We start from the raw sequence: 11,681 nt of genomic DNA on the forward strand, positions 1-11,681 counted from the left end.
CTGGTCTTCGGCGCGATCGACTACGCGGCGGCCGTGGCCCGTATCGGTGACTTCCTCGGCTACCGGGTGACCGTGTGCGACGCCCGCCCGGTGTTCGCCACGCCCAAACGCTTCCCGGCGGGCGCCGAGGTCGTGGTCGAGTGGCCGCACCGCTATCTCGCCGGTACGGAAACCGACGACCGCACGGTGATCTGCGTCCTCACCCACGATCCGAAGTTCGACGTGCCGCTGCTGGAGGAGGCACTGCGCCGCCCGGCCGCCTACATCGGGGCGATGGGCAGCCGGCACACCCACGAGGAGCGCCGCGCAAGGCTCCTCGATGCCGGCCTGACCGAGGCCGAACTGTCCCGGCTGCGCTCGCCGCTAGGGCTCGACCTCGGGGCCCGTACGCCCGAGGAGGTGGCCGTCTCCGTCGCCGCCGAGATCGTCGCCCTGCGCTGGGGCGGCAGCGGCGCACCGCTGACCACCACCGCCGGAGCCATCCACCCGACCGCGGTCTGACGCGTCCGAAGGGAGCAAGTCATGGAGCTGCACCACGAGTTCACCGTCCCCGTCCCGGTCGACGACGCCTGGCACGCACTCCTCGACATCGAACGGATCGCGCCCTGTCTGCCGGGAGCGGTGGTGGAGGACTACGACGGCACGAAGGTGACCGGCTCGGTGAAGGTCAAGGTCGGCCCGGTCACCGTCGCCTACCGGGGCACGGCGGTCTTCGAGGAGCGGGACGCGGCGGCACACCGCATGGTCCTCGTGGCGGACGGCCGCGAGACCCGGGGTCAGGGCACGGCCAGGGCGACGGTCACCGGCACGCTCAGCGAACGCGACGGCGGTACGGCGGTGTCGGTACGGACCGACCTGACGGTGACCGGCCGCCCGGCTCAGTTCGGGCGGGGCGTGCTGGCGGAGGTGGGCGACCGTCTGGTGGGCCAGTTCGCGAACAGCCTGGCCGAACGGCTGGCCATGCGCCCCGAGCCGGCCGAAGAGGAACCGGCCGCCTACGACGACGAGGAACCCCAGCCGCTGGACCTCCTGCGCACGGCCGGCCTGCCGTTGGCCAAGCGAGCGGTGGCAGCGGCGGCGGTGATCGCCGTACTGGCGGGGGTGACGGCACGACTGCGACGATGCGGGCGAAGGGGGCACACCACTTCACGCCGGTGGCGTACAGCCGGCTCACGGGCGCGGGGCTGTGTCGAGATGCGGCTCCGCCGCGATGGGGGACCTCGGCTGCGCCGCCCGCGAGGTCGACGTCGCCGAGGCCAATGAGAAGCTGTCCCACCGTTCCAGCGCGGCCTCACACCCCGCGCCGCACAGCGTGCCGCTCGCGCCAGGCCCGTTTGCGACAGCGGGGAGAGCAGTACGTTGCCGAGGCAGGACGTTCGACCCCGACCGCCCAGGACGTCCCGAACTCCGGGCAGCTGGCCGTCACGCCGGCCTTCACCGCATCGGTCCTCGCCCGCGCCCGCCGCCAGTGCCGCGAACGGCAGGCAGCCGAACAGAACAGGGCCGTCACCTTGGCCGACGGCATCGGCGGACCACCGCACGCTGGGCACAACCGCGGCGCGCTGCCATCGTCCGTGACCACGACCAGCCGTAGCCGAGGCACCCCGTCCCTGCCCATGCAGCACCGTGCGACCGGCAGCTTCCGAATGTCAGCCGCCGGAATTCGGCGTTCCCGGCCCGATGCCGCAACCGAGGACTCGCCGCCATGGAGACGGTGTCCTATGTGGTGAGGCGGACGAGTCGCTTGTAGCAGCACAGGGCTGCGGCGAGGCCGAGGGCGACATCCGGACCTTCGGAACGTACGTGCCCGGCGCTGACGGGTCGAAGTGGCGTCGCCGGACTCTCGCCCCCTCCACGGGCGGTCCGCCACCCGGTCGGTCAGGAGCGGACGAAGACGGCGGTCAGCTTGTGGGCGGAGTTCATGGTGACGTTGACCTGGCCGCCCAGTGTGTACTGCACCCCGTCGTAGATCCACCCCGCGTGCCGGTAGCCCGCCTGCGGGTACGCGGTGACCGCGACGACAGTGCCCGGCGCATAGGGGCCGTAGACGGCCGGGCGGGCGCTTCCGCCCGCGGTGGAGTCGAGGGTCAGGGGGTAGCGGGTCCTGGCGAAGGTCAGGTTGCGGTAACCGGCCAGGACCGGTGCGGAAAGCCGGGCCATGGCCGCGTTGTTGTTGTTCGCATCGCCCAAGGGCTGGCCGCTGATGGAGTTCTCGGTGTTGGAGTACTGGTTGACGGCCGTGCAGGGCATGCCGCATGCGCTGGGGTACGCCATCAGGGTGTGGAAGTTGTGTCGCGGGGTGACCCATCCGGTTGCGAACGGGGCGTTGAGCAACCGCTGCCAGGAGCCGCCCGGGCCCTGTTGGTTCAGGGTGGTGCGGTCGTGGAAGAGGCCGAGGTTGTGGCCGATCTCGTGGCCGAGGTTGTACCAGTCGGTCATCGAGCGGATGTCGACGACGGAGAACGCGTCGGAGGGGCTGAACCGGCCGCTCGTCGGCAGGCTGCCCTGGCCGCTGGACTGGCCGGGAGCGACACGGTTGACGACGGTGATCAGGTCCGCCCCGTAGCGGTCGCGCAGGCCGGCGGCGTTGGCCCCGAGTTCCGGGTCCCGCGGATCGGAGAGCTTTTTGAACATCGTGGAGGAGGTGTTGTCGCCGCCGTATCCGGTGTCGTAGGTCCCGATGATGTCGATACTCGCCGGTACGCCGCTGTCAGCGAGCGCCTCGTTCATCTTCCGCTCGGACCACCGGATGGTGTCGACGACCTGCTGCACGCCTCCCGCCTGGGTCACGGCCTGCCGGGTGTACCCGGCAATCACGTCGATGACCACGGGGGCTGCGGCTGTGGCCGGGGCCCTGCCCTCGAGGGACTTCCTGAGCCGGGAGGCTGGGGCGGGAGTCATGACGTCGTCGTCGGGTGCATGGGGCTCTCGGTGGCTGGGGTCTTCCTCGGTGATGCGGACCCGGGCGGGCCGTCCCGGCATGGTCTCCATGCGGTAGACCCTCGTCCCGAGGTCCGCGACGGCTTCCAGCGCTGCGTCCGCGCCCGGACCTGCCGTGCACAGGCCGCGCATCGAGAGGACGACACTGTGCTCGGGGGCGCCCTTGACGTGACCGCTCCAGGTGACAGTTCCCTCCTCGCTGTCCAACCCGTCCTCGACCGCCGTGACGCGGACGTCGTCGAAGAAGTCGAAGCTGTGCTCCCGGGGCTGACCGAAGGGAGCGGCACTGCACAGGCCACGGAAGGGCGCGGTGTCAAGGGGGAGGGTGCGCTCGCGCAGCACCTCCTTTCCCGACCCGGCCGGCGAGGGCCCAGCCGCGGCCGGAGGAGCAGCCGAGACACCGGCAGCCGCGGTGAGAGACGAGCCGGCCAGGGCGACGGCCACGCACACCGCGACCAGACGTGCACGGCGGGAAGAACGGGAGGGCCGGGAGGGGCCGAGCGGGCTCATGGAAGGGTGCATGCGGGAGGCATGTCCTAGGGGAACGATTCGGCATTCCCGGCCGAGACCTTCATTCGCCCAAATGGGTGAGCGTGCGATCCGGCCGCGCCTGCGCCGTCAACGGGCCACGCTCGGGGGCCAGGGGGTGCCAAGGGCGGCGGCATCCAGGCGCGGGGCCGTACGGCCTGTGGGTACGGCGGCGGGTGTGCCGGAGCCGGCGATCATCACCGGATGACCGCACGGCCGCGCCCGCTGTCGCTCTCTCGCTGCGGCAGGCGGTGCAGGGTGACCTCGGTCAGCGCCCCGTCGGCGACGGTGGCCGTCAGATAGGTGCAGTGGGGCTGGCGTCGGCGGTCGGTCGGGGAGCCGGGGTTGAGCAGGCGCAGGCCGGTCGGGGCGGTGGTGTCCCAGGGGATGTGGCTGTGGCCGAAGACCAGTACGTCGAGGTCGGGGAATCGGGCGGCGCAGCGGGCCTCGCGGCCCTGGGCGGGTCCGGTCTCGTGCACCACGCCGAAGCGCAGGCCGCCCAGCTCGGCGTACGCCACCTCGGGGAGGCGGGACCGCAGCTGCGGGCCGTCGTTGTTGCCGTAGACCCCGATGAGCCGCCGGCTGCGGCTCTCCAGCAGGTCCAGGGTCGCGGTGTCGACCCAGTCTCCGGCGTGGAACACGACGTCCGCGTACGGGAGTTCGGCCAGCAGCTGCTCCGGGAGCCGCTTGGCGCGCTTCGGCAGGTGAGTGTCGGACACCATCAGCAGGCGCACAGGGCCAACGTAGCCGAGAAGGGCGACACCGACCGCGGCCACCCATCCGCAAATTAATCAGGTAAAACTGAACAGCTTCACCTGGACAGTTTCGGCTGCTGGTCCTACGCTGGCCGCATGGCTGCTGACATCTCCGACTCCGCCGCCCGTGCCGCGCGCGATCTGCGCGTGGTGTTCAGCCGGCTGCGGCGTCGTATCCGCGAGGTCGCGCAGGACACCGACCTCAGCCCGTCGCAGGAGTCGGCGCTCACCCTGGTCGGCAAGCACGGCGCCGCCACGGCCAGCGCGCTCGCCGCCGCCGAGGGCGTACGCCCGCAGTCGATGGCCACCACGCTGGCCGCCCTGGACCATCACGGTCTGATCCGGCGCGCGCCCGATCCGGACGACGGCCGCCGCCAGCTGGTCACGCTGACCGACGCGGGACGGGCCCGGACAGAGGGCAACCGGCAGGTGCGTGAGGAGTGGCTGGCCCGCGCCTTCCAGGACCGCTACACCGAGGAGGAGCGGCAGACCGTGCTCAGGGCGCTGGAGCTGATGGAACGGCTGTCGCAGCCGTGATACCGAGGCTCGCCGCACGCGCCGAGAAAGCCTCCCGCCCCTCCCTCATCGGATTCGACCGCCGGCTGATCCCGCCGATGCTCGTCGGCTCGGTCCTCAATCCGGTCAACTCCTCGATGATCGCCGTGACCCTGGTGCCGATCGGCGTCGCCTTCGGAGCCCCACCCGCCGGGACCGCCTGGCTGGTCGCTGCAGATCGCGGGCTGTGCGCTGCTGCTCCTGGTGCGGTCCGGCAGGCCGCTGTGGCCGGTGCTCGCGATCGGTGCGCTGCTCGGCATCCCGCAGGGTCTCATCGGTCCGGCCACGCAGAACGCCCTGTACCAGCAGGCCGATCCGGAGCGGATCGCCTCCGCGGCCGGGCTGCTGCGGACCTTCATGCACCTCGGCGCGCTCGGCTCGTCCGCCGCCACCGCGGCGTTCCACCCGCACCGCGCCGACACGGCCGGGCTGCACGGCCTGGCCCAGTCCATGCTCGCCGGCTCCGCCCTGTTGCCGGCGACGACCCTGCCCGGCCGTTCCCTCGGCCGGCTCACCCCTCAACGCCCCACCACCCCTGGAAAGGTCCGACCAGCTCATGTCGCTCACCACGCTCGACCCCCGTACCGCCCTCGTCGCGATCGACCTGCAGAACGGCATCACGGCGATGCCGACCCAGCCGTACTCCGGCCCCGAGGTCGTGGCGCGTACGTCCGAACTCGCCGACGCCTTCCGCACCCGGAACCTGCCCGTGGTGCTGGTCCGCGTCTCCTTCGCCGCCGACGGCGGGGACGTCCTGCCGGGCCGCACCGAGCGCCAGGTGCGGGGCCTGGCCTTCCCCGAGGGCTGGGACGTCATCGTCGACGAGCTCTCCGGTCACTCCGGCGACATCCGTGTCACCAAGCACAACTGGAGCGCCTTCCACGGGACCGACCTGGACGTCCAGCTGCGCCGCCGCGGCATCACCCAGATCGTGCTGACCGGCATCGCGACCAGCATCGGCGTGGAGTCCACCGCCCGCGACGCCTACGCCCACGGCTACCACGTCACCCTCGCCACCGACGCGATGGCCGACGCCGACGCCGTGGCCCACACGAACAGTATCGAGCGGATCTTCCCGCGGCTCGGCGAGAGCGGCACGACGGCCGAGGTCCTGGAGCTACTGGCCAAGACGCACGCCGTCTGACCTGCACCGCCTGACCCGGGTCGGCGTTCGGCCACCCCACCGCGCCACAGAGCCAACGGCAAGCGAACAAAGGGGGCTTGGAGCCGGATGCCGGTCAAGGTCAGCGTCAAGCGGACTCCTGGGTGCTGGAGCCCCCGGTCTTCCCGGACGACCGGGGCAGCTTCGAGGAGCAGCCCGGTCAGCTCCTTGTTGCTCAGCTCGGTGCCGCCGCCGATGTTGTAGACCTCGCCGGGGCGGCCCTGCGTGCATGCGAGGTCGATGCCGTGGCAGTGGTCGTCGATGGGCGGCCAGTCGCGAACGTTGCGCCCGTCGCCGGTGAGGGATTCGAGGCCGTAGAAGAGCATGGGACCGATTGACTGAATCTGGCCCTGTCTGTATGACTGGCGCGTTACGGCGGCATGGCTCTGATGTCGGCGGGAATGTGCCGGGTAGCGTCGCACGCGATGACGGAACTATCGGATATGTCGGACATCGAGGATGTCGTCGCACGGTACACGGCGCCCGCCCCGCGTCCCGGCCGGACTCTCCTGCGCCGGCTCTCCACCGCCGACCACAAGGTGATCGGCCGGCTCTACATGGTCACGGCGTTCTGCTTCTTCCTGTTCGCCGGGCTGCTCGCCCTCGGCATGCGCGCGGAACTCGCCCGGCCGGGTCTGCAGTTCCTGAGCCAGCAGGGCTACGACCAGTTCTTCACGATCCACGGCACGATCATGATGCTGCTGTTCGCGACCCCGATGTTCGCCGGGTTCGCCAACGCCGTGATGCCGTTGCAGATCGGCTCGCCGGACCTTGCCTTCCCCCGGCTGAACGCGCTGTCGTACTGGATGTACCTGTTCGGCGGCCTGATGGTGGTCTCCGGCTTTCTGGTGCCGGGCGGGGCGGCGGCCTTCGGCTGGTTCGCCTACGCGCCGCTGAACAGCGCCTACTTCTCCCCCGGCGCGGGCGGCGACCTGTGGGCGATGGGGCTGGTGGTCTCGGGTGTGTCGACGACGCTGACCGCGGTGAACTTCATCGCCACGATCCTGTGCCTGCGCGCGCCGGGCATGACCATGTTCCGGATGCCGATCTTCACCTGGAACGTGCTGTTCACCTCGATCCTGATCCTGCCCGCGTTCCCGGTGTTCGCGGCGGCGCTGCTGGTGCTGGAGGCGGACCGGAAGTTCGGGGCGCACGTCTTCGACGCGGCGAACGGGGGCGCGCTGCTGTGGCAGCACCTGTTCTGGTTCTTCGGGCATCCGGAGGTCTACATCGTGGCGCTGCCGTTCTTCGGGATCGTCTCGGAGATCCTGCCGGTGTTCTCCCGCAAGCCGCTGTTCGGCTATGTGCCGATGATCGGGGCCACGATCGCGATCACCATGCTGTCGGCGGTGGTGTGGGCGCACCACATGTTCGCCACCGGTGCGGTGCTGCTGCCGTTCTTCTCGATCATGTCGTTCCTGATCGCGGTGCCCACCGGTATCAAGTTCTTCGCGTGGATCGGCACGATGGTGCACGGCTCGGTGTCGTTCGAGACGCCGATGCTGTGGTCGCTGGGCTTTCTGGTGTCCTTCCTGCTGGGCGGGCTGAGCGGGGTGCTGATCGCCTCACCGCCGCTGGACTTCCATCTGACCGACACTTACTTCATCGTGGCGCATCTGCACTATGTGCTGTTCGGCACGGTGGTGTTCGCGATGTTCGCCGGGTTCTACTTCTGGTGGCCGAAGTTCACCGGGAAGATGCTGGACGAGCGGCTCGGCAAGCTGCACTTCTGGCTGCTGTTCCCGGCGTTCCAGCTGACCTTCCTGGTGCAGCACTGGCTGGGTGAGGCGGGAATGCCGCGCCGGTACGCGGACTATCTGCCCGCGGACGGCTTCACGTTGCTCAACACCCTGTCGTCGGCGGGCGCGTTCCTGCTGGGCGTCTCCACCCTGCCGTTCCTCTACAACGTGTGGCGCACCGCGGCCAGGGGCGAGCAGGTCACCGTGGACGACCCGTGGGGGTGGGGGCGCGGCCTGGAGTGGGCGACGTCCTGCCCGCCGCCGCGGCACAACTTCCTGGCGCTGCCCCGGGTGCGCTCGGAGTCGCCCGCCTTCGACCTGCACCATCCGGAGATCGTGCGCGGAGCCGAGGCGGAGGGCACCCGGTGAGAACGGAGGCGATGCTGTTCGGCGGGGTCGCGGTGTTCTTCGGCGGGTCGGCGGCGCTGTACGGGGTGTGGTCGGGGGACGAGACGGGCACGGTCGCGCTGGTCGTCGCGTGCGGGATGGCCGCACTGGTCGCGTTCTTCTGTCTGATCCAGTACCGGCGCCGGGGGACGCGGGCCCAGGACCGCGCCGACGCGGAAGTGGCGGACGGGGCCGGGCCGGTGGCGTTCTTCCCCGACGAGAGTCTGTGGCCGATCGTCACCGCGCTGGGTTTCGCGGTGACGGCGACCGGGGTGGTCTTCGGGTTGTGGCTGTTCCTCATCGGTCTGGGTGTTCTGGTGCGCGGGGTGTACGGGATGGTGTTCCAGTACGCGCACCGGTGAGCGGTCTGCGCGGGGCGCCGGGCCGGAACGCCGCGACGGGCACGTGGTCGGTCTCGTAGCCGCCGGTGACGCTCTGCCGGATCTCGCCGGTGGGCACGCCCTCGGCGAGCCGCTCGGTCTCGGCCGCCATGAGGGCCCGGCACAGCCACCGGGTCACCAGGAAGGCGAGGACCGGTGCCGCGATCAGGGCGACGCGCAGTACCCAGGTCAGCGCGTTGACGGAGATGCGGAAGGTCTGGGCGATGACGTCGTTGCCGCCGGCCAGCAGCAGCACGCCGTAGAACACGGTGCCCGCCACGCCGAGCCCGGTGCGTACGGGCCGCTCGCGGGGACGGTCGCACAGGTGCCGCTCCGTCCGCCACTCCCCGGTCAGCCGCTGCTCCACGAACGGATAGGCGTACAGCACGGTGAACAGCAGGCCCGGCAGCACGATCGCCGGGAGCAGGACGTTCCACATGAGGGTGTGGCCCGCGACGTTCGTCTCCCACGGCGGGACCAGCCGCAGCGCGCCCTCCAGGAAGCCGACGTACCAGTCGGGCTGGGAGCCGGTGGAGGCCTGGTCGGGGCGGTAGGGGCCGTATTTCCAGACGGGGTTGACCTGGGCGAGGCCGGAGAGGAGCACCAGCAGGCCGGTGGCGGCGACGGCCAGGCCGCCGGAGGAGGCGGTGAACTGCGGGAAGAAGGGCTTGCCGACGGCGTTGCGCCGGGTGCGGCCCCGGCCGCGCCACTGGGTGTGCTTGAGATGCACCACCAGGATCAGGTGTACGGCGACCAGGGCGATGAGGGCACCGGGGAGCAGCAGGATGTGCACCGGGTACAGGCGGGTGACGATGTCGTGGGCCGGGTACTGGCCGCCGAACACGAAGAAGGCCACGTACGTGCCCACGACCGGGATCGACAGCATGATGCCCTGGGCGATGCGCAGCCCGGTCCCGGAGAGCAGGTCGTCGGGGAGCGAGTAGCCGGCGAAGCCCTCGGCGAGCGAGACCACGAACAGGGTGATCCCGATGGCCCAGTTCAGCTCTCGGGGCCGGCGGAAGGCGCCGGTGAAGAAGATCCGCAGCATGTGCACGCCGATCGCGGCGACGAAGACCAGCGCGGCCCAGTGGTGGGTCTGCCGCAGCAGCAGTCCGCCGCGCACGTCGAAGCTGATGTGCAGGGTGGAGTCGAACGCGGCCGACATACGCACTCCGCGCAGCGGCGCGTAGGGGCCCGCGTACACGACCTCGCGCATCTCCGGCTGGAAGAACAGGGTCAGCCAGACCCCGGTCACGATCAGCACCAGCAGGCTGTACAGGGCGAGTTCGCCGAGCAGGAAGGACCAGTGGTCGGGGAAGGCCTTGCGCAGCAGCGGGCCGCCCTCCAGCACGGGCAGCCGGGCGTCGGCGGCGTGCACGAGCCGCTCGGCGCGGCGGCCGGCCCGGCTCATGCGTCCTCGGGCTCCGCCGCCGCCCGGGCCACCTCGGCCTCGATCTCGGGGCGTGCCCGGCCGGTCTCCTTCGCGTACTCGCTCACCGCGGTCTGCACGTCCCGGGCCAGGTCCCGCCAGGCGCGCAGCGCGGTCTCGTAGGTGCCGGACTGGGCACCGGTCATCCCCCGCTCGGCCGGCGGACCGTACGCGTCCCGCAGCTCCTCGACCGTGGCGTGGGCCGCGTCGGCCGCGCGCTGCTTCTGGACGAGTTCTTGGAAGGTGTGTGCCACGCCTATCGACCCTAGGCACCGCGTTCCGGATATGCCCCTCCAACCTGCCGGAACGCCCCCGTGAACGCACCCGTGTGGCCGTCAGCCGGCACGTACGCGGCCGGCGGCCACCAGGCCGGCTGCCGGAGTCGGGCGCCGGGACCGGACCGCCGCGGGGCCGGCGAGGGCCGTCAGCCATCGGGTACGAGGTCCGCCCACACCTGTTTGCCGCCGCTGACCGGGAGTGTGCCCCAGGCCGCCGACACCGCCTCCACCAGGAGGATGCCCCGGCCGCCGGTGGCCTCCCAGCCGATGCTGGTGGGTTTGACGGGGCTGCGAGGGGAGGCGTCGGCGACGGCCAGTCGCAGGCGGTGGTTGACCAGGCTCATGTCGAGGCGAACCTGGCCGTCGGTGTGCACGAGGGCGTTGGTGACGAGTTCGGAGACCACCAGCAGGGCCGCGTCCATGGTGTCCTGCGAGATGCCCCAGGCGCGCAGGGTGCGCCGGGTGAAGCGGCGGGCGTGCCGTACCGCCTCTGGTACCCGCCACACCGTCCAGCTCTCGCGCAGCGGGCGTACGGCCAGGCCGTCGTAGCGCATCAGCAGCAGGGCCACGTCGTCGCCGCGGTGGGCGCCGGTGAGCAGCGCGTCGGCGACCAGCCCGAGGTGCGCCGGGTCGGCGGCGGCCAGCCGGGCGGCGAGCCGGTCCATGCCGGCGTCGATGTCGGTGCCCGGCGACTCCACCAGGCCGTCGGTGGTCAGCGCGAGCACCGTGCCGGGCAGCAGCCGCAGCGGGGTCATCGGGAACTCGGCCTGGCCGAGCACCCCGAGCGGCGGCCCGCCCTCGGCGCGGACGATCTCGGCCGTGCCGTCGGGGTGGCGCAGCACAGGCTGGAGATGCCCGGCGCGCACGCACCAGGCGGTGCCCTCCTCGATGTCGACGTCGACGTAGGCGCAGGTCGCGAACAGGTCGGTCTCCATCTCCAGCAGCAGCCGGTTGGCGTGCGCCACGACCACGTCGGGCGGGTGGCCCTCGGTGGCGTAGGCGCGCAGCGCGGTGCGCATCTGGCCCATCAGGGTGGCGGCGCCCGCGTTGTGCCCCTGGACGTCGCCGATGACGAGGGCCACGTGATGGTCGGCGAGCGGGATCACGTCGTACCAGTCGCCGCCGACCTCCAGGCCGGCTGTGGTCGGCAGGTACCGGGCGACGGCGACCGCGCCGGGCAGCCGGGGCAGGCGGCGCGGCAGCAGGGTGCGCTGGAGCATGCCGACGAGTTCGTGCTCGGCGTCGAAGGAGTGGGCGCGCAGCAGGGCCTGGCCGGCGAGGCCCGCGCAGGCGGTGAGCAGGGCGCGTTCGTCGGGGCCGAAGTCGTGCGGGCGGTCCCAGCCGATCAGACAGGCGCCGGCCATTTCCTTAGTCGTGCACGGAACCTCGACAGGTGAATCACCGTCACTCACAGCGGTGAACACGGCCAGGCGGCGGAGTAGCCGAGAGCGGTGCCCGGTTCCACCACGGTGGTGGCACGGACGGCCGCGGCGAGGGTGGCCAACAGGCTGCCGTCGGCTTACGCGTC

The 11,681-nt window shown here is 71.4% G+C and carries 10 protein-coding genes and 3 pseudogenes; 7 read left to right on the forward strand and 6 right to left on the reverse strand.

The features are described 5' to 3' along the window. A partial coding sequence (locus M878_RS99430; RefSeq protein ID WP_023544840.1) for an XdhC family protein occupies positions 1-501 on the forward strand: 501 nt, incomplete at its 5' end. Between the two features lie 21 nt (positions 502-522). Further along, positions 523-1,263: an SRPBCC family protein gene (locus M878_RS54125; protein ID WP_023544841.1), complete on the forward strand. Its 741-nt coding sequence runs from the start codon at positions 523-525 to the stop codon at positions 1,261-1,263. A gap of 615 nt (positions 1,264-1,878) precedes the next feature. Here the strand turns inward: M878_RS54125 and M878_RS54135 are convergent. Both M878_RS54135 and M878_RS54140 read right to left on the reverse strand, forming a co-directional pair. Continuing rightward, complete coding sequence (locus tag M878_RS54135; protein ID WP_078630183.1) at positions 1,879-3,462, reverse strand: InlB B-repeat-containing protein; 1,584 nt, start codon at positions 3,460-3,462, stop codon at positions 1,879-1,881. 203 nt (positions 3,463-3,665) lie between these two features. Beyond that, positions 3,666-4,202: a metallophosphoesterase family protein gene (locus M878_RS54140; RefSeq protein WP_031224030.1), complete on the reverse strand. Its 537-nt coding sequence runs from the start codon at positions 4,200-4,202 to the stop codon at positions 3,666-3,668. A 117-nt stretch (positions 4,203-4,319) separates the two neighbouring features. Here M878_RS54140 and M878_RS54145 point away from each other — a divergent pair, with 117 nt between their 5' ends. From M878_RS54145 to M878_RS54150, 3 genes and pseudogenes are all read left to right on the forward strand, one after another. Next, positions 4,320-4,760: a MarR family winged helix-turn-helix transcriptional regulator gene (locus tag M878_RS54145; RefSeq protein ID WP_023544844.1), complete on the forward strand. Its 441-nt coding sequence runs from the start codon at positions 4,320-4,322 to the stop codon at positions 4,758-4,760. Next, positions 4,757-4,954 (forward strand): annotated as a pseudogene (locus M878_RS000000101725) (MFS transporter); the annotation flags it as partial. The gene M878_RS54145 and the pseudogene M878_RS000000101725, both read left to right, overlap by 4 nt. Positions 4,955-5,334: 380 nt before the next feature. Then, positions 5,335-5,922 carry an isochorismatase family protein gene (locus tag M878_RS54150; RefSeq protein WP_023544845.1) on the forward strand — a complete coding sequence of 196 codons (588 nt, stop codon included), beginning with the start codon at positions 5,335-5,337 and terminating at the stop codon, positions 5,920-5,922. 158 nt (positions 5,923-6,080) lie between these two features. Here the strand turns inward: M878_RS54150 and M878_RS99435 are convergent. Then, a pseudogene (locus M878_RS99435) lies at positions 6,081-6,242 on the reverse strand (NAD-dependent epimerase/dehydratase family protein); the annotation flags it as partial. A gap of 141 nt (positions 6,243-6,383) precedes the next feature. Here M878_RS99435 and ctaD point away from each other — a divergent pair. Both ctaD and ctaF read left to right on the forward strand, forming a co-directional pair. Next, on the forward strand, positions 6,384-8,048 hold the full coding sequence (ctaD, locus tag M878_RS54160; RefSeq protein WP_023544847.1) for an aa3-type cytochrome oxidase subunit I: 1,665 nt from the start codon (positions 6,384-6,386) through the stop codon (positions 8,046-8,048). After that, on the forward strand, positions 8,045-8,428 hold the full coding sequence (ctaF, locus tag M878_RS54165; RefSeq protein ID WP_023544848.1) for an aa3-type cytochrome oxidase subunit IV: 384 nt from the start codon (positions 8,045-8,047) through the stop codon (positions 8,426-8,428). The genes ctaD and ctaF overlap by 4 nt, the downstream gene beginning before the upstream one ends. Here ctaF and qcrB read toward each other — a convergent pair. The 3 genes and pseudogenes from qcrB to M878_RS96050 form a co-directional block, all read right to left on the reverse strand. Beyond that, positions 8,364-9,857, reverse strand: coding sequence for a cytochrome bc1 complex cytochrome b subunit (gene qcrB / locus M878_RS54170; protein WP_023544849.1), 1,494 nt, complete (start codon positions 9,855-9,857; stop codon positions 8,364-8,366). The genes ctaF and qcrB overlap by 65 nt on opposite strands. After that, positions 9,854-10,129, reverse strand: coding sequence for a hypothetical protein (locus M878_RS54175; RefSeq protein WP_023544850.1), 276 nt, complete (start codon positions 10,127-10,129; stop codon positions 9,854-9,856). Before M878_RS54175 ends, qcrB begins: the two co-directional genes overlap by 4 nt. Positions 10,130-10,299: 170 nt before the next feature. After that, positions 10,300-11,520 (reverse strand): annotated as a pseudogene (locus M878_RS96050) (ATP-binding SpoIIE family protein phosphatase); the annotation flags it as partial. Between the last annotated feature and the right edge of the window lie 161 nt (positions 11,521-11,681).

It is taken from the genome of Streptomyces roseochromogenus subsp. oscitans DS 12.976, assembly GCF_000497445.1.
GTDB lineage: Bacteria > Actinomycetota > Actinomycetes > Streptomycetales > Streptomycetaceae > Streptomyces > Streptomyces oscitans.

What these genes read in the sequence shown, in the direction of transcription:
- M878_RS54150 (WP_023544845.1), top strand. Translation starts at nt 5,335, where the DNA reads ATGTCGCTCACCACGCTCGACCCCCGTACCGCCCTCGTCGCGATCGAC.
- M878_RS54145 (WP_023544844.1), top strand. Translation starts at nt 4,320, where the DNA reads ATGGCTGCTGACATCTCCGACTCCGCCGCCCGTGCCGCGCGCGATCTG.
- qcrB (WP_023544849.1), bottom strand. Translation starts at nt 9,857, where the DNA reads ATGAGCCGGGCCGGCCGCCGCGCCGAGCGGCTCGTGCACGCCGCCGAC.
- M878_RS54135 (WP_078630183.1), bottom strand. Translation starts at nt 3,462, where the DNA reads ATGCACCCTTCCATGAGCCCGCTCGGCCCCTCCCGGCCCTCCCGTTCT.
- M878_RS54125 (WP_023544841.1), top strand. Translation starts at nt 523, where the DNA reads ATGGAGCTGCACCACGAGTTCACCGTCCCCGTCCCGGTCGACGACGCC.
- ctaD (WP_023544847.1), top strand. Translation starts at nt 6,384, where the DNA reads ATGTCGGACATCGAGGATGTCGTCGCACGGTACACGGCGCCCGCCCCG.